Annotated in this window: 13 protein-coding genes; 11 read left to right on the top strand and 2 right to left on the bottom strand. The window is 71.4% G+C overall.

Annotated elements, in window-relative coordinates:
* Positions 1-78: 78 nt before the first annotated feature.
* From ACFYWQ_RS14525 to ACFYWQ_RS14490, 8 genes are all read left to right on the top strand, one after another.
* A complete protein-coding gene (locus ACFYWQ_RS14525) occupies positions 79-1335 on the top strand; it encodes a LuxR C-terminal-related transcriptional regulator (protein ID WP_389516271.1) in 1257 nt (418 codons plus the stop codon).
* Positions 1336-1791: 456 nt separating this feature from the next.
* On the top strand, positions 1792-3864 hold the full coding sequence (locus tag ACFYWQ_RS14520; protein WP_389516269.1) for a flavin monoamine oxidase family protein: 2073 nt from the start codon (positions 1792-1794) through the stop codon (positions 3862-3864).
* Complete coding sequence (locus ACFYWQ_RS14515) at positions 3861-5690, top strand: thiamine pyrophosphate-binding protein (RefSeq protein ID WP_389516267.1); 1830 nt, start codon at positions 3861-3863, stop codon at positions 5688-5690. The genes ACFYWQ_RS14520 and ACFYWQ_RS14515 overlap by 4 nt, the downstream gene beginning before the upstream one ends.
* A gap of 91 nt (positions 5691-5781) precedes the next feature.
* Complete coding sequence (locus ACFYWQ_RS14510) at positions 5782-6291, top strand: inclusion body family protein (protein ID WP_389516265.1); 510 nt, start codon at positions 5782-5784, stop codon at positions 6289-6291.
* A gap of 298 nt (positions 6292-6589) precedes the next feature.
* Positions 6590-7384, top strand: a complete 795-nt coding sequence (gene modA, locus ACFYWQ_RS14505) for a molybdate ABC transporter substrate-binding protein (RefSeq protein WP_389517393.1) — start codon at positions 6590-6592, stop codon at positions 7382-7384.
* Positions 7381-8244, top strand: coding sequence for an ABC transporter permease (locus ACFYWQ_RS14500; RefSeq protein ID WP_389516263.1), 864 nt, complete (start codon positions 7381-7383; stop codon positions 8242-8244). Before modA ends, ACFYWQ_RS14500 begins: the two co-directional genes overlap by 4 nt.
* Complete coding sequence (locus ACFYWQ_RS14495) at positions 8241-9335, top strand: ABC transporter ATP-binding protein (RefSeq protein ID WP_389516261.1); 1095 nt, start codon at positions 8241-8243, stop codon at positions 9333-9335. Before ACFYWQ_RS14500 ends, ACFYWQ_RS14495 begins: the two co-directional genes overlap by 4 nt.
* Before the next feature lie 256 nt (positions 9336-9591).
* Positions 9592-10272 (top strand): TetR/AcrR family transcriptional regulator, encoded by a 681-nt coding sequence (locus tag ACFYWQ_RS14490; protein WP_389516260.1) that lies wholly within the window; start codon positions 9592-9594, stop codon positions 10270-10272.
* A gap of 109 nt (positions 10273-10381) precedes the next feature.
* Here the strand turns inward: ACFYWQ_RS14490 and ACFYWQ_RS14485 are convergent, their stop codons facing one another.
* Positions 10382-10972, bottom strand: a complete 591-nt coding sequence (locus ACFYWQ_RS14485) for an NADPH-dependent FMN reductase (protein WP_389516258.1) — start codon at positions 10970-10972, stop codon at positions 10382-10384.
* A 303-nt stretch (positions 10973-11275) separates the two neighbouring features.
* Here ACFYWQ_RS14485 and ACFYWQ_RS14480 point away from each other — a divergent pair, with 303 nt between their 5' ends.
* Positions 11276-13774: a beta-glucosidase gene (locus tag ACFYWQ_RS14480; protein WP_389516257.1), complete on the top strand. Its 2499-nt coding sequence runs from the start codon at positions 11276-11278 to the stop codon at positions 13772-13774.
* Positions 13775-14069: 295 nt separating this feature from the next.
* Here ACFYWQ_RS14480 and ACFYWQ_RS14475 read toward each other — a convergent pair whose 3' ends face one another.
* Positions 14070-15392 (bottom strand): MFS transporter, encoded by a 1323-nt coding sequence (locus ACFYWQ_RS14475; RefSeq protein WP_389516255.1) that lies wholly within the window; start codon positions 15390-15392, stop codon positions 14070-14072.
* Positions 15393-15752: 360 nt separating this feature from the next.
* Here ACFYWQ_RS14475 and ACFYWQ_RS14470 point away from each other — a divergent pair, with 360 nt between their 5' ends.
* Positions 15753-16919 (top strand): flavin reductase, encoded by a 1167-nt coding sequence (locus ACFYWQ_RS14470; RefSeq protein WP_389516254.1) that lies wholly within the window; start codon positions 15753-15755, stop codon positions 16917-16919.
* A gap of 30 nt (positions 16920-16949) precedes the next feature.
* On the top strand, positions 16950-18095 hold the full coding sequence (locus tag ACFYWQ_RS14465) for an LLM class flavin-dependent oxidoreductase (protein WP_389516252.1): 1146 nt from the start codon (positions 16950-16952) through the stop codon (positions 18093-18095).
* Positions 18096-18158: the final 63 nt, after the last annotated feature.

Genomic DNA, 18158 nt, shown 5'->3' with positions numbered 1-18158 from the left:
CGGCGGCCGGCCACCTGGCCGACGGACCAGTGAGAACTCGACTTCCGGCCAGTCGGCGCACCGGCTAGGGTGCGAAGAATGCCCGACATGGAGACACCGCCGTCAGAGGCGCACCTGCTCGCGCTGCGCGAGGTCGTCGAGGGTCCGCTGCACGAGATCGCGCTCAGGTTCTCCCGTTGCCTGTCGGACCGCTGGCCGCACACGGCGTTGGTCATCTTCACGCGCGAGTGCACCGGCCGGCCGCGGAAGGTCGCGGGGGCGACGGACATGGTCAACAAGGTCACGATCGCCGAGCTCGAGGAACTGAAGGCGCAGCTCCGGCCCGGACGGGCGATCAGCACCACCGCGGCGGTCGGAGGGATGAACCGCACGGTCTGGGTCGTCCGCGATCCGGTCGACACCCTGCTCGTCCTCGTACCTCGGGCGGGGCGGGTCCGCCTTCCCGAGCCGAGCACTCTCGCCGCGCTCTTCGGCATCGTCGCGACCTCGATCCGGCAGCAGGTCTCCCAGGCCAGTCCGGACTACCTCGCCGAGTCACGGGCTGCCTCCAGCGAGCGGGCACGCACCATGGCCGAGATGGCAGCCGCCCAGGAAAGCGCGCTGCTGTCCATCCTGAACACCCTGCGCAGCACGGCGCTCGACGACCGCCGTGCCCGTACCGCCGCCACCGAGTCGGCGTCCCTCGCGCTCGTGGCCCTGCGGTCGGCGCAGGAGACGGACCTGGCGCTGACCGAGGAACCCGCGCAGACGGCGTTCACGAAGCTGCGCAAGGACATGCGGCAGTTGCTGAAGCACCACGGGGCGCGTGTGGAGTTCGTACCGCCGGCCAAGGCGGCCCGGACACTGCCCGGGGAGGTCGCCCATGCCGCTCGGGCCATGACCAGAACCGCCGTGCTGGCCTTCATCGCGCAGCCGTACCTCTCCCGGCTGCGCATCGCATGGACGTGCGACGGCACGACCTTGCGGATCGACGTGAGGGACCAGGAGGCCGGGAGCCTCGACGTGAACGCGCTCTCCAGCCAACTGGAAGGACGGGCCAGGACCTTGGGCGCCACGGTTCAGCTGGACTGCGCGCCCGGTTGGGGAAGCCGGGTGAGCGTCGCCCTTCCCGTCGACCCGCCGGCCGTTCGGCCGCGTGAGACCAAGCTGGCGAGCCTCAACGTCCGGGAGCGGGAGGTGCTGCGACTCCTCGCGCAGGGCAGACGGAACAAGGCCATAGCGGACGAGCTGGGCGTGACCGAGAGCACGGTCAAGTTCCACGTCACCGGCGTGCTGAGGAAGCTGGAGGTCAGTACGCGGGGTGAGGCCGCGGCGGTGGCGCTGAACGAGGGGTGACCGCACCGGAAGCGGGCTGTTTCTTCAACTCCGACGAACCGTCCTTGTTCTCCGCTCGTATTGCTCTCCCGGTCGAATTCGAGTTCGATGAACGTACGTCCAGTGGTGCCGAGAACGCCGCTCGCCCGCTGGTGAAGCGGCACGGGACAGGTGCACGTTGGCCGGATGTGTAGGTCGACGTAGCTGTTCGGTCGGCCAGTTGTGGGAGTGGGTGGCGGTTTTCCGTCGGATCGGTGGGTGGGGTCGGCACGCACTCACCTCAGGGTCTTCACATTCCATGAGTGAATTTCTCTGTCAGTTGCCTCCGACTTCCCTTCCGTCCCTCGGGGATCTTCCGCTTTCCCGGTGGGAATTCAGGCAAGTAGGAATCGCGCCACCAGGTCCTCTCGGCAGTTTCAGGACTTTGTCTTCCGGGTGAGCCGATAAATCGTTTCGGCATATCTACGATCACAGGCTATGACCGACACTCCACGGGACAACTCCGCCACCCGTGCCCGCTGGCAGACCTGTCTCAGGCTCGCCCGTGAACTCCTCCTCGTCGGACCCGACGGAAAAGACCTCAAGCTCGAATACCTGCACGCTCTGATAGACACGGGCCGCCTCGGTACCACCCGCCACCCGCGCAAGAAGGTCCTCGTCATCGGCGCCGGCATCACCGGCCTCGTCGTCGGCCGGCTGCTCAAGGACGCCGGGCACGACGTCACCATCCTCGAGGCGAACGCCAACCGTGTCGGCGGACGCATCAAGACCTTCCGCACCACCAAGCACCACCAGCCTTTCGCCGACCCGGCCCAGTACGCCGAGGCCGGGGCCATGCGGCTGCCCGACTTCCACCCGCTCGTCCTCGCCCTGGTCGACAAACTGGGGCTCGGCCGGCGCCAGTTCTACAACGTGGACATCGATCCCCACACGGGAAGCGGTCCCGACCTGCCCGTCCCCCCGGTGACCTACACCTCCTTCACCGGCCGGACGTGGACGTACGGCGACGACAGCCCGGACTTCGCCGAACCCGACAAGCGCGGCAACTCCTGGATCCGCGCCAACCGCGTCCAGGTACGGCGCGCCGACTACGCCGCCGGACCCGAGCGGATCAACGAGGGCTTCCACCTCACCGACGACGAGGTCCGCGCCCCTGTCGCGCGGATGGTGGACGATGCGCTGGAGAGCGTGCGCGACTACTACTCCGACGTCGTCGACGGCAAGCGGGTCGACAAGCCGTTCGACGAGTGGGTCGAGGGCTGGGCGCGGGTGATCCGCGACTTCGACGGCTACTCGATGGGCTCCTTCCTGCGCGACCGCGCCGGGCTCAGCGACGAGGCCGTCGAGGCCGTCGGAACCCTGGAGAACATGTCCTCGCGGCTCTACCTCTCCTTCTTCCACAGCTTCCTGAGCCGCAGCGACATCAACCCGGGCGTCCGCTACTGGGAGATACCCGGCGGCAGCTGGCGCCTGCCGCACGCCCTCTACCAGGGCCTGCGCGACGAGGTGCGGCTCGGCCAGCGCATGATCCGCCTCGAATACCACGACCCCAGCCGCGACACCGACCCCGAAGGCACCGGGGCGGTCGGGCCCGACGGGTGGGGCGTCGCCGTACAGACCGTCGACGAGGAGGACCCGAAGGAACTGCCCCGTCTGTGGACGGCGGACCTGGCGGTCGTCACCATCCCGTTCTCCGCGCTGCGCTTCGTGGAGATCGTCCCCTCGATGTCGTACAAGAAGCGCCGCGCCGTCATCGAGACCCACTACGACCAGGCCACCAAGGTGCTGCTCGAGTTCAGCCACCGCTGGTGGGAGTTCACCGAGGACGACTGGCGCGACACGCTGGACGGCATCGCGCCCGGCCTGTACGAGTACTACCGGCGGGGGCACGAGGCGGACACCGGGACCGTGTCCGTGCCCACGCTGCCCGAGCCCGGGGCCGGGCTGCTCGGCGCCGCCGTCAAGGACAGCCTCGTCACCGAGGAGATGCGGCGGATCGACGGGAGTCTGCCGCTGCGCGGCCCCGCCGTCCGGCCCGCCACCCACTGCTTCGGCGGGGGCTCCGCCACCGACAACCCCAACCGGTTCATGTACTACCCCTCGCACCCGGTCGCGGACGGCACGGGCGGCGGCGTCGTCCTCGCCTCGTACTCCTGGTCCGACGACGCCGCACGCTGGGACTCCATGCCGAAGGCGGAGCGCTACCTCTACGCCCTGCGCAACCTCCAGGCCGTGCACGGCCGTCGCATCGAGGTGTTCTTCACCGGCCGGGGCGCCACCCAGAGCTGGGCCCGCGACCCGTACGCCTTCGGCGAGGCCGCCATCTACACCGCGCACCAGATGACCAGCTTCCACCTGGACGTCTCCCGGCCCGAGGGCCCGGTGCACTTCGCCGGCGAGCACACGTCCCTCAAGCACGCCTGGATCGAGGGCGCCCTGGAGAGCGCCGTCCGCGCCGCCCTCGCCGTCCATCAGGCGCCGCCGGTCACCGACAGGAAAGGCCCGGACCAGGACGTCCCGGGTGCGGACCGGGAAGGGGAGTCCTCGTGAGCGCGCTCACCCCCGCCTGCACGGTCGCCCGCTATCTCGCCCGGCGGTTGGCCGAGCTGGGCATCACCCATCTGTTCGGCGTCCCCGGCAACCACCTCGGCCCGTTCCTCACCGCCCTGCGGGCCGAGGGCGACATCGACTGGGTCGGCACTCCGACCGAGGGCGGCGCCGGCCAGGCCGCCGACGCCTACGCCCGCATCCACGGCGTGGGCGCCGCGGCGGTGACGTACAGCGTGGGCGCGTTCAACCTGCTCAACGCCTGCGGCGGCGCGTACGTCGAGCAGGTCCCGCTCATCGCCGTCAACGCCTGCCCGCCGTACGAGCAGTGGCAGAACTTCCGCGCGGTCGGGCTGCTCACCTCGCACATGAGCCCCCGTGCCGAGAGCAACCTGGACGTCTACCGGCAGGTCACCGTGGACGCACAGGTCATCTCCCACCCGGGCTTGGCGCCCGCCCAGATCGACGCCGCGCTCACCGCCTGCGTCTCCGAGCGCCGGCCGGTCTACCTGGAGGTCATGGAAGACCTGTGGGACGAGCCCTGCCCCGAGCCGACGGGGTCGATCGTCCGCCGCGAACGGCCCTTCGGCGCGCGCAACCAGAGCATGCTGGACCAGGCCGTGCACGCGATCCTCGCCCTGATCGAGGAGCACCCCGGCCCGGACGGCAGGCCCCGCCCGATCGTGTGGGCCGGCGAGGAGATCGACCGGTACCGGCTCGGCGGGGAACTCACCGACCTGGTGGAGGCCACCGGCGTCCCGTTCTGCACGACCGTCGGCGCCAAGGCCGTCGTGGACGAGGACCTGCCGCAGTTCCACGGCGTCTACAACGGCAAGGCCAGCCATCCGGACGTGTACGCGATCTTCAAGGACTGGGCCACCTGCCGGATCGGGCTCGGGGCCTGGTCCACGTCGAAGAACCTCGGCGGTGAGCAGAGCGTCGGCACCGACTGGGTGATGGCGGCGCACGGCGGCGTCAGCGTCGGCACCTCCTACTTCCCCGACGTCCAGCTCGCCCAGCTGCTGCCCGCCGTCCAGGACGCGCTGGTGAAGGCCTACGGCTCCGGGGGACTGTCCGCGGACTACTACGCCGAGTCCTACAGCTACCGGGGAGCACGGGACGACCGCCCCGCCGGCCTGGCGCAGCACCGTGCCTCGCTGAGCGTCAGCGGTGCGCGGTCCCGGGACGCCGAACGGCTCACGTACGACGGGGTGTTCGACCGGGTCAACCACTTCCTGGGCCAGGAGACCACGGACGACTGGACGGTCGTGTCCGACGCCGCGTTCTCCCTCATCGGCTCGATGAACCTGTCCCGGCCCGCGGGCGGCTTCCTGTCCCAGATCAGCTGGCTGTCCATCGGCTGGTCGGTCGGCGCGGCCACCGGCGCCGCGCTCGCCCCGGAACGCGAGGGCGCCCGCCCGATGGTGTTCGTCGGCGACGGCGCCTTCCAGGAGACCTGCCAGGAGATCTCCACGCACACCCGGCTCGGGCTGCGCTCGGTCGTGTTCGTCCTGGACAACGGGGCCTTCTACGGCATCGAGCAGATGCTGGTGCACCCGGCCTACTACGCCGCACAGGACCCCGCGGAGCCGGACTTCTACAACGTCCTCCACCCCTGGCACTACGACCGCCTCGCGGCCGTCTTCGCCGGCCAGGACACCCCGGCGAGCGGCCTCAGCGTCGCCCGCCCCGCGGAGCTGGACGACCTGCTGGCCCGGCTCGGCGACCCGCGCGACCCGGTCAACGCCGGACCCCTCCTGGTCCGCGTCCGACTGCACCGGCACGACTATCCGCGGGCCATGGCGTACAAGGTGCCGAAAACCCCGTGACCGGAATCCCCGTGACCGAAAAACTCGCAATGGAAACGCTCGCGACGGAAACTCCCGCAACAGGAAATCTCGAATCCCCAGGGGGAAAGAAATGGCGGACCTGAACGTACTGATCGCGTTCGACGCGGCCACGATCGTCGAGCAGAATCCCAACGCGTCACGGAATCCCGACGCGCCGACCTACGTTGACCAGAGCCTCATCTACATGACGACGCGGCACGACCACATCGTCGGCACCTCGGGCGCCGAGCTGAACCTGCGGGCCGAGCCCGGGGACACCATCCGGTGGCGGGAGACGACGGTGTCGCTGGGCAGCGACTACAAGGCGCTGCTGTACCGGTACGTGAGCAGCGACCGCGATCACACACTCATCAGGACGCCGGAGATCGAGGTGGTCGACGGCGTCTATCCGCTGCCGCGGGAGGGCAGCGAGGGCAGTCCGGACTTCGTGACGCAGAGGTACCAGGACCACTACTGGCGCACCACGGTGAAGAGCGTCGGCAAGGTCGTGTACCACTTCTCCTTCCAGATCCTCGACCGCCACCGGCAGTTGAAGGGGTACTTCCAGTGGGACCCCTTCATCACCATCGAGGACTCCTGACGGTCCGGCCGTGACGGGCGGCGGCGGTCACCACCGCCGCCGCCCGTCACGGCTGTCGCCCCGATGCCGCTGGTGTGCCGGGCTCCGTGGCGGTCCAGACGATGTCCGTGCAGGCGCACATGCAACCCCTGAAGTCCAATGGACCGGCTCCTGCCAGGTCATGTGCTGCTTACGCCTGGCATGTGCGGCAGTATGCTGAGCGTATGCACGCCTACCGGACCGGTGAGGCAGCCGCACGAGGAGGAGCAGATCCGTGACAACCCGTTCCGTGTGCCGGACCCGTCGCACCCGCCGGACGATGCAGGTGACCGGTGCGAGCGCCGCCGCACTGCTGGCCCTGGGCGCCTGCTCCTCCTCCGACGACTCGTCGTCCGCCACGTCCGGCTCCTCCGCCTCGGCGTCCTCCTCGGACCAGCTGTCGGGCACGGTGACCGTGTTCGCCGCCGCCTCGCTGAAGGAGAGCTTCACGACCCTGGGCGAGGAGTTCGAGAAGGCCCACCCGGGCACGAAGGTCACCTTCAGCTTCGGCGGCAGCGACACGCTCGCGGCGAGCATCACCGGCGGTGCGCCGGCGGACGTCTTCGCCTCGGCCAGCGCCAAGACCATGGCGATCGTGACGGACGCGAAGGACAACGCCACCGAGCCGGTCACCTTCGTCCGCAACCAGCTGGAGATCGCCACGCTGCCCGGCAACCCGGACGAGATCGCCTCCCTGAAGGACCTCACGGACGCGGATCTGAAGGTCGTGCTGTGCGACGAGGCGGTGCCGTGCGGTGCCGCCGCCCAGAAGGCCCTGGACGCCAGCGCGCTGAAGCTCACCCCCGTCTCCTACGAGGAGGACGTCAAGGCCGCCCTCAACAAGGTGGTGCTGAAGGAGGCCGACGCCGCGGTCGTCTACCAGACCGACGTGAAGGCTGCCGGTGACAAGGTGGAGGGCGTGGACTTCCCCGAGTCGGCCGACGCCGTCAACGACTACCCGATCGCCCTGCTCAAGGACGCACCGAACGCCGAGGCCGCCGAGGCGTTCATCGCCCTGGTGCGGTCCGCCGAGGGCCAGAAGGTCCTGACCGAGGCCGGGTTCCTCCAGCCGTGACCTCCCCCCACGACAGGTCCTCGGCCGTGGCCGACACCCTCACGGGTGGGCCACGGCGCGGGCGTGACCGCGCAGGTGCCGGACGGGGCGTTCCGCTGCCGCTGCTGGTCCCCGCACTCGTGGGGCTGGCGTTCCTGGTCCTGCCGCTGATCGCCCTGCTCGTCCGCACCCCCTGGCACAGTCTGCCGCAGCAGCTGACCAGCCCCGAGGTGTGGCAGGCCCTGCGGTTGTCCCTGCTGTGCGCCACGGCGGCCACCGCGGTGAGCCTGGTCCTCGGTGTGCCGCTGGCCTGGCTGCTGGCCCGCGTGGACTTCCCCGGACGCGGCTTCCTCCGGGCCCTGGTCACCCTGCCGCTCGTCCTGCCGCCGGTGGTCGGGGGTGTGGCGCTGCTGCTCGCGCTCGGCCGCAACGGGGTCGTCGGACAGTGGCTCGACGCCTGGTTCGGCGTCACCCTGCCCTTCACCACCGCCGGGGTCGTGGTCGCCGAGGCGTTCGTCGCCATGCCGTTCCTCGTCATCAGCGTCGAGGGCACCCTGCGCGCCGCCGACCCGCGCTACGAGGAGGCCGCGGCCACCCTGGGCGCCTCCCGGTTCACCGCGTTCCGCCGCGTCACGCTCCCCCTGATCGCCCCGGGCATCGCGGCGGGGGCGGTGCTGGCCTGGGCACGGGCGCTGGGCGAGTTCGGCGCGACGATCACCTTCGCCGGCAACTTCCCCGGCCGTACCCAGACCATGCCGCTGGCCGTGTACCTGGCCCTCCAGAGCGAACCGGAGGCGGCCATCGCCCTCAGCCTCGTCCTGCTGGCCGTGTCGATCGCGGTCCTCGCGGGACTGCGCGACCGCTGGATGACCGCCTCATGACCGACCTCGACGACACCGCGCACGACACCGGCACCGTGTCCCGTCCCGCCGACGAGGGCCTGGACGCCCGTCTCGTGGTCGACCGCGGCCGTTTCCGCCTCGACGTCACCCTCACGGCCACCCCCGGTGACGTGGTCGCCCTGCTCGGCCCCAACGGCGCCGGCAAGACCACCGCCCTGCGCGCGCTGGCCGGTCTCGTCCCCCTCACGGACGGACACCTCCGGCTCGACGGCGCCCCGCTGCACCGCACACCGCCCGAGTCCCGCCCGGTCGGCGTCGTCTTCCAGGACTACCTGCTCTTTCCCCATCTCACCGCCCTCGACAACGTGGCCTTCGGCCCCCGCTGCCACGGCGCCGGCAAAGCGGAGGCGCGGGCCCGGGCCGCCGAGTGGCTGCAACGGATGGGCCTCGCCGAACACGCCGGCGCCAAGCCCCGCAGGCTCTCCGGCGGCCAGGCCCAGCGTGTCGCCCTCGCCCGCGCCCTCGCCACGCACCCCCGGCTGCTCCTCCTCGACGAGCCCCTCGCCGCGCTCGACGCCCGCACCCGCCTCGACGTCCGCGCCCAGCTCCGCCGTCACCTCGCCGACTTCGAGGCCGTCGCCGTACTCGTCACGCACGACCCGCTCGACGCGATGGTCCTGGCCGACCGCCTGGTCGTCGTCGAGGACGGGCACGTGGTGCAGGAAGGCACCCCGCAGGACATCGCCCGCCACCCGCGCACCGACTACATCGCCCACCTCGTCGGCCTGAACCTCTACACGGGGGAGGCCCAGGGCCACACCGTACGGCTCGACGCCGGGCCCGCGATCACCACCACCGAGGACCTCACCGGGCCGGTCTTCGTCACCTTCCCGCCGAGCGCGGTCACCCTCCACCGCGACCGCCCCACCGGCTCCAGCGCCCGCAACCTGTGGCACTGCGAGATCGCGGGCCTGGAGACCCACGGCGACCGGATCCGAGCCGCCCTCACCGGCGATCTCGCTCTCGCCGCCGACCTCACCACCGTCGCCGCCGCCGAACTCGGCCTGCACCCGGGCGCACCGGTCTGGGCCACGGTCAAGGCGACACAGACCCACGCCTACCCGGCCTGAGTCCCGGCGACGCGCCCCGACCGGCTCCCGCAGCGGACGGGGTCGGGACCTGGACACCGGTGACCGTGGAGACGGCCCCTAGGGCGCTTCTGACGGATCTCCGCGGCGTCACGACGCCCGGCACGCCCCCTCACCGCACGGTGTGCAGGGCCAGGTGGCTCCGCCACATGACCCTGCACACCGCACGCCGAGGGCACGCACCGAACGCCGCTCCTTCTCCCACGGAGATCCGTCAGAAGCGCCCTAGACTGCTGTGGTGCCTTCACCTTCCGAGCAGTCGACCGCGCCCGGTGGTTACCGCGCGCCCAAGCAGGAGCGGAGCCAGCGCTCCTTCGAGCTGGTCCTGGACACCACGCTGGAGCTGCTGGCCGAGAAGGGGTACGCCGGCTTCGCCCTCACCGAGGTCAGCAAGCGTTCCGGGGTGTCCATCGGTTCGATCTACACGCGGGTGGACGGCAAGGACGACCTGCTGCGGGCGGCACAGGGGCATTTCCTGACCGGGATGCTCGCGGAACACCGGGCGCTGACCGACCCCGACCGGTGGACCGGAGTCTCCCTGGCGGAGCTGCTGCCCCGGCTGATCGCGGGGTTCGCCGCGCTGCTGGAGCGTCAGGGGCGGGTGCTCGGAGCGTTCCAGCAGCGGGGGGCGGTCGACCCCGAGGTGGCCAAGGTGGGCAAGGCCGCGTACTTCGACATGCGGGAGCGCTTCGCCGGTCTGCTGCTGGCGCGGCACGACGAGATGCGGCACGCCGATCCGGTCCGTGCGGTGGGGTCGTGCTTCACCGTCGTCTACGCCGCGTTGGCGCGTGGACTCGCGCTCGACGTGCCTGCCGCGGCGGCGGAGGGGACGGATCTGGACACGCTGCTGGAGGATCTCGGCGTGATGGCCCTGGCGTTCTTGCGCGCCGACGGCGAGGCCGAGCCGCTCTCGGGTTGATCGGCGGCACGCCGGGGCGCAGGACGGTGGCCCGCGGCCCGACGTGCCGCCCGCCGCGGACCCTGTCAGGGAGGTCCGCGGGGTCAGGTGGCCGGGTTGGTCGCCGGGTTCAGGCCGCGCGCACGCTGGGAGCCGGTGCGCCGAAGCGGACCGCGAACTCGTGGACCTGGCCGCCGAGCAGGTCCAGCTGGGCGCCGACGGCGGCGTCGGCGCACTCCCCGTCCGCGGTGAACAGCGGCCCGGTGCCGGAGTTGAGGGTGACACCCAGCGGCGTGGGCCAGCCACGCATGGCGTGCACGACGTTGCGCAGGGCGGAGAGGGTGGTGCCGCAGGCCTGCCAGCCGGCCGCCGTGACGACGAGGCCGACCGCGCGGCCGTCGAAGTAGACGCGGGTGTCGTCCCGCAGGTCTTCGAGCAGGTCGACGGCGTTCTTGACCAGCCCGGAGATACCTCCGTGGTAGCCGGGCGAGCCGATGATCAGGCCGTCCGCGCGGCGCACCGCCTCGACGAGCTGCCGCTGCTGCTCGGAGCGCTCAGGACGTTCCGGCGCGTAGTGCGGGAGGGACGCGAGGAAGTCCCCGCCGAAGTGGACGGTCCGGGCGCCGCGCGTCTCGGCCGCGGTCAAGGCGGCGCGGACGGCGAGTTCGCTGCTGGATCCGGAGCGGGTCGTGCCGCCGATACCGACGATCAGGTGACTCACAGGCTGGTTCCGTTCTGGCCGGGGGCGCGGAAGCGCGGCGATGGGACCACGCGGCCCCTGGACGTTGTATCAGAATGATGATTCTGAAAACTAGGTTCCACGGGGCGCCGCCGTCAAGGTGTCTGCCGGTGCCGGGTGCGTTCGCGGTTCCGGAGCGGGTCGAGTCGGGTGGCACCCCGCCTGTCGCGGCGCCGCCATGATTAGAATTAGAATTCTAAATATGTGAAGCTGGGTCGTCCGCACCGCGCGGGCCCAGCGGCCGAGCCGCACGGGGCTCCGCCCCCTGGACAGGAGGATCGCCTCATGACCGACCTGGCACCGCAGGCGCGCGACCGGGACGCGGTCCCGGCTTCCGGGCGTGACGGCCTGCCGCCCCTGGACGCGGTGGACCCCGCCGCGCGTGCCCGGCTCACCGCAGGATCCTCCGGCTGGGCCACACTCGCCGAGCCGGACCTCGGACTGCGGCCGGTGGTGCTGGTGGACGGACCGCTCGGCCTGGTCAGTCCGACCTTCGACGAACGTGACACCTCTCTGCTCCTGCCCAGCGGCATCGCCCTCGGCGCGACCTGGGACCCCTCCACGGTCCGGGCCGTCGCCGCGGCCGAGGCGTCGGAGGCCCGCCGCCGCGGCATCGACGCGGTCTACGCCCCCAACCTCAACCTCGCCCGCACCGGCCTGTCCGGCCGCACCTTCGAGATGCTCTCCGAGGACCCGCTGCTGGCCGGCCTGCTGGGAGCCGCTTTCGTCCAGGGACTCCAGGGGCAGGGGGTGGCCGCCGTCCCGAAACACCTGGTGGCCAACGACACCGAGACCGAACGCCAGCGCATGAACAGCAAGGTGGACGACGCCTCGCTGCGCGAGGTCTATCTGCGGCCCTTCGAACTCGCCGTCCGGGCCGGGGCCTGGGCCCTGATGACCGCCTACAACCGGCTCAACGGCGTTCCCTGCGCGGCCAGCACCGAACTGCTGGACATCGTCAAGGGGGAGTGGGGCTTCGACGGGCTCGTCGTCTCCGACTACTTCGCCCTGCACGAGACCGTGGGCCCGGCTCTCGCCGGCTGCGACCTGGAGATGCCGGGACCCGCCATCCACTTCGGCCGACGCCTCGCCGAGGCCGTCGAGCGCGGGCAGGTGCCGCAGGAGCGCGTCGACGACGCCACGACCCGACTGCTGCGCCTGGCCCGGCGGGTCGGCCGCCTCGACGGCGCCGACCCCGTCCCGGCCCGTCCCGACGAGCACGTTCCCGCCGAACGCGCCCACGAGATCCTGGTGCGGGCCGCCGCGGCCTCGTTCGTCCTGGTGCGCAACGGAAACCGGCTGCTGCCCCTGGAACCGGACCGCCTCACCCGGCTCGCCGTCATCGGCCCCAACGCCGACCGGCCCTGTCACCAGGGAGCCACGTTCGGCCGGGTCCGTCCCGCCGACAGCGCTCTCACCCCGATCGAGGCGCTGCGCGCACGCTTCGGCTCCTCCTGCGAGATCGTCCACGAACGAGGCGTGGACAGCACGCCCGCGGCACCCCTGGGGGCCTTCGACGTCACCACGCCGGACGGGCACCGCGGTGTCCTGCTGGAACACTTCCGCGAGGACACCCCTGTCGTGTCCGAGACCCGCGGCGACAGCTCCTTCGTCTGGTTCGGCACGGTCCCGGGCGTCGGGCCGACCACCGAGCCGGGCCGGCTGCGCCTGACCGCCGTCCTCACGCCCGACCGGGACGGCCTGTGGACGATCGGCGCGGGCGGATCCGGTGACACCGTGCTCACGGTCGACGGCCGGCGCCTCGCGCACCGGCCCGCACCCGCCCCCGGCGACCTCATGGGCCAGGTCGCCCGTGCGGAGACCAGCACGGGTACCGTCGAACTGCGGGTCGGCGAGCCGGTGAGCATCGTCGCCGACATGACCACCGAGGGCGGGCGGGTCCAGGCCCTCACCGTGAGCGCCGCACCTCCCGTCACACCGGACGCCCTGGCACGGGCGGTTCGCGCCGCCGAGGACGCCGACGCCGTCGTGCTGGTCGTCGGCGACGAACTGCGGACCGCCCGCGAGAGCCGCGACCTGCCCCACTCCGCACTCCCCGCGGAACAGCGGGAGCTGATCCGGCGCGTGGCGGACGCCAACGCGCACACCGTCGTCGTCGTCAACGCCGGGCGTCCGGTCGACGCGCCCTGGGCGGACGACGTCCCCGCCGTGCTCCAGACCTGGTACGCGGGCCAGGGATACGGTGAGGCGCTCGCCCGTGTGCTGGCAGGCGACGACGAACCGGGCGGCCGTATGCCGGTGACCGTTCCGCGCACCGACGCCGACCGCTCCACCCACGGGGAGACTCTCGACGCCGACCTCACCCGGCACTACACGGCGGCCGAACCGACCGGCTACCGCCATCTGCTCGGCACCGGCACCCGGGCCCGTTTCGCCTTCGGCGCCGGCCAGGGCTACACCACCTGGCGGTACGGACGCGCCGAACTCGTCCGGGACGGGGCCGGCGGTCCTGAGCGGCCGGAGACGTGGTCGGTACGGCTGACCGTGACGAACACCGGTGACCGGCCCGGCCGTGACGTCGTACAGGTGTACCTGGCGGCGCCCGGGGAGAAGGACGCACGGCTGGGCGGCTTCGCCGGGGTCACCCTGGGCGCGGGGGAGTCGGCCGAGGTGCGGGTCCGTCTCGACGAGCGCGCCTGGTCCCGCTGGGACGCGGCGTCGGCCGCCTGGCGGGTTCCGGCGGGCGCCCACCGCGTGCTGGTCTGCCGGTCCGCCGAGGACGTCGAGTACGAACTCGTCCGGGACGTACCGGAGCGCTCTTGACCGGTGCCCGCCGCACGATCCCCCGGCAGGCCGTCGGCCGCCGCCCGAGCAGGGCGGCGGCCGGCGGCCTACCGGTCGTGGGGACTCGGGGAGGGCGGCTCGCACCGGTGCGGCCGACGGCCTCGCGAAGCTCTGGCCGGCTGCGACGGTCGCTTCGGCGTGCTGCCGTGGCGTCGCGCACACGCCAGTGCGGTCGCGCACACGCCAGTGCGGTCGCGCACGCGCCAGTGCGGGGCCGGCCCCCAGAGGGCCGGCCCCGCACTTCCGCTTCCCGCGCTCGGCACGGAGCGAACGGTCAGGCGGACGGTTCCGCGGCGGAAGCGTGCTTGCGCGCGACGGCCTCCGCCGTGCCGCCGGGGGGCGCGTCGGTGGCGAAGGCGGCGTCGATCTCATCGATCGTGGAGCCCGTGGTGCGGGGCTGGAACACGAATCCGACTCCCATCGCCACGACGGTGGCGATCAGCAGCAGGGTGAGGACGAACTTGGGGTCGTTGTGCAGCAGCGTGGGGGTGACCAGGGCGAAGAGGGCGGCTCCGATGCGCGCGACGCCGAAGCTGATGCCCTGTGCCGTGCCGCGCAGCGAGGTGGGGAAGATCTCCTGGGACCAGACCTTGTAGTTGCCCTCGCCGGCGAAGCTGGAGCCCGCGATCATGGCCATGAAACAGATGACGAAGACGGTCGAGTCGAGCGGCAGGACCACCAGGACGAGCAGGGCGACCACCTGGACGACGGCACCGACGGCGAACATCGCGGAGCGCGCCGTGCGGCGGTCGACCAGACGCATGAAGACGATGCTGCACACCAGACCGACGGGGCCGATCATCGTCATGACGGACGTCACCGTGGGCAGGTCGAAGTGGAACAGGCCGATCATCGCGTAGGCGCCGAAACTGGCGAAGAAGTTCGTCATCGAGGCGCTCAGCAGATAGAACACGGTGGTGAACAACAGGCCGCCGACGATCGGACGGCTCAGCACCTGGACCCAGGAGCGGCCGTCCCGGACCTGTCGCCGCTCCCGGTCGGCGACCCAGACCTCGGACTCGGGCAGTCGTCGGCGCAGCAGCCACGTGACCACGGCGACCAGCAGGAGCTGACCGAACAGCAGGCGTGGCATGAGCGTGCCGCTGAACGCGGTCAGCTTGGCGACGATCTGGACCACGATGATGCCGATGCCCCACATGAGCTGTGCGTAGGAGATCAGCCGCCCCCTCTTGTCCGCCGGGGCGATCTCGCCGATCAGGGCCAGGGAGGCGGGCATGTCGGCCCCGGCCGCCAGCCCGGTCAGGACGACACCGACGTACAGCATGGGCTCGTTGACCGCGAAGATCAGCCACAGCAGACCGAACGCGAACACCATCAGGTCCGCGGAGTAGACCCGCTTGCGGCCGAAGCGGTCTCCGATGCGCCCACCGAAGAGCGAACCGGCGCCGATGGAGAGGCCCAGGAGCGCGCTGACCGCGCCGACCGACCACGCACTCAGGCCGAACTGGCTCTGCCAGAGGGAGATGGACAGCGCGGTCGCGAACAGCACACCACTGTCGAGGTAGGAGGCGAGCCCGCCGAGTGTGGCCAGATACCAAGGGCGTCGGGCCAGGGCAGGGGAGGGCGAGTGGGACATCGAGGCGGCTCCTCGTCGAGCACGAAGGCTGGTGTGCCACACCCATGGTGGCAGGCCGAAATCCAGCCAAACGACAATCAGAATTTTGATTCTGGCTGTTCGGATGATGCATGGAGTCCCGCCCCTTGGCTAGGGGTGGACGTGAAACAAATATCAGAATTAAGATTCTGATTAGGCTGGTCGGGTATGTGCTCGGCTGTGCGATCGCCGCCACGGCCGCGCCCGGCGTCGCCATGGACCTCGGTGCGCCGTGGCGTGGCTCCCGGGTCGTGGCCGTGCGGGGCGGTGCATTGACCTGGTCGGCTTCCGGCCATAATCTAGAATCAGAGTTCAGATTCTGAAATGAGGTACCGGCTCGCCATGGAAGCTCCCCCGACCGGGTCGATCGCACCCGCCGAGTTCCGCAGGGCGCTCGCGCACTACCCGACGGGCGTGGCCCTGGTCGCCTCGCGCGAGGCGGACGGCACACCCGTCGGGATGGTCGTGGGCACCTTCACCTCCGTCTCGCTCGAACCGCCCCTCGTCTCCTTCCTCCCCGACCGCACCAGCACCTCCTGGCCGCGTATCCGGAAGGCCGGCCGGTTCTGCGTGAGCGTCCTCGGCGCCGGTCAGGAGCAGGTGTGCCGGTCGTTCTTCACGAAGGAGGCCGGACGGTTCCAGCACCACTGCGGCAGTGACGCTCCCTCCGGGAGCCCCCGCGTGGACCAGGCCGTCCTGTGGGTCGACTGCGACATCGAGTCGGTCGTCGAAGCCGGTGACCACGACATCGTCCTGGGCCGCGTCCGGGACATCGAGGTACCGGCGTCGCCCGTGCTGCCCCTGCTGTTCCTGAGGGGTGGATACGGCGCGCCCGCGCCCCTGTCGCTCCAGGCCCGGTCGTCCGAACCGGGCGTTCGGCTGCGGCTCGCCGACGCCGTCCGCCCCGAGGCCGAGGCCATCGCCCGCGATCTGAACCTCGAATGCCTGGTCAGCGCGGCCGTGGACGACCATGTCGTCTCCCTGGTGGCCGCCGGTGTCGGAGTCTCGCCCCAGGGGAGTCCCACACGCGTCGGTGCCGCCTTCCCGCTGGCCGCCCCGTTCGGGCCGCTGTTCGTCGCCTGGGCCTCACCGGCCGAACAGGACGCCTGGATCACCAGAAGCGGGCACCTGGCGGGCGAGCAGGGCGGGCGGACGGCACGTGAGGATCTCGCCGCGGTGCGTGCCCTGGGCTACCAGGTGACCACCGGGCACGCGACCGCGGACCGCTTCGAACGGCTGGTGGAGAACGGAGCGCTCGACACCGGCGACGCCAAGGACCTCCTGCGCCGGCTCGTCGACCGGGGGCCCGAACCCGGTCTGCGGACTGCGCTGCACGAACTGACCGAGGTCACCTCCCTCGCCGTCCCCGTACGCACCGCCGACGGGACCGTCGCGCTCTCCCTCCACCTCATCGGCTTCACGGGCGACGAGAGCCCGGACCGGCTGCCGGCCTGCCGTGACCGTCTGCTCGCTGGCGCCGAACGAGCCCGCGAACTCATCAGCTCCTGAGCCGGGCGACCTCACGGTCACCTGTCCCTCGTGTTTCCCATCCACGCCCCGCAACGGGCCGACCTGGAGGCCACCGTGCGTTTCTCCGCGTTCCTCACCACCCGCTCATCCGGCCCCGACGAGGACCGCCGCATCACGCAGGCGCTCGTCGACCACGCCGTCGACGTCGAACGCCTCGGCTTCGACGCGGTCTTCCTGCCCGACCACCACTTCACCGGCTACTGTCCGCCCGCCAGCGACCCGATGATGTTCGCCTCGTTCCTGGCGGCCCGCCTGCCCCGGCTGCACTACGGGTTCTCCGTGCAGACCATCGCCCTGCACCACCCCGTGCGGTTCGCCGAGCGCCTGAACCTCCTGGACCAGCTCACCGACGGCAAGCTCCTGGTCGGCACCGGCAGCGGCACCACGCCCGAGGAGATGATCGGCCTCGGCATCAACTTCAAGGACACGCCGGAACTGTCGAAGTCCCACCTGGCCCTGGTGCGGCAGCTGTGGGACAAGAAGGCCGAGGACGCGCCGTTCGTCTTCGACAACGGCCACTACAAGGGCGCGGTCGTCTCCCGGATCGTCCCCGCCGCCCACACCCAGGGCGGCCCGCAGCTCATGTCCGTCGCCCTGCGCCCCTCCAGCGTCGAACGCGCCGCCGCCGAGGCCCAGCCCGCCTTCATCCCGGCCTTCACCCCGCCGGCCTTGGACGACGGCGAGCCGCTGAAGCACCTGCGCACCCACTTCACCGCCTACCGCACGGCCCTGGAAGCCGCCGGACACCCGCAGGAGAAGGTGGCGCGGGCACTGGACTGGACCACGCACACCTACCAGCACGTCCACGTCGCCGAGACCGACGAGCAGGCCGAGGAGGAGTTCCAGCTCCTCATGGCCCAGTACCAGGCCGCCATCGAGCGCGAGCACGAGGCCAACCTGGAGGCCGAGAAGCTCTCCGGCGTCGCCCTCAACCCGCCGCCGAACGCCCTCACCCCCGGCTGGCAGAAGACCTGGTGCGTCTGGGGCAGCCCGGCCACCGTCGCCGAGCACCTGCACGAGGTCTCCGAGATCGGCATCGGCAACGTCCTCGGAGGCTTCCTCGGCGGCCCGCTCACCCCCGAGCGCGCCGAGTACGGCAAGAAGTCGCTCGAACTGTTCGCCACCGAGGTCATGCCCACCTTCCGTACGAACTGACCTCACCCGCCCACGGGTCCCACCGCTGCCGGCCGCGCGGCGGCAGCGGTGGCCCACCCGCCA

It is taken from the genome of Streptomyces sp. NPDC003247 (assembly GCF_042888135.1).
Classification (GTDB): Bacteria; Actinomycetota; Actinomycetes; order Streptomycetales; family Streptomycetaceae; genus Streptomyces.
This window is presented reverse-complemented; position numbering and strand designations above follow the sequence as displayed.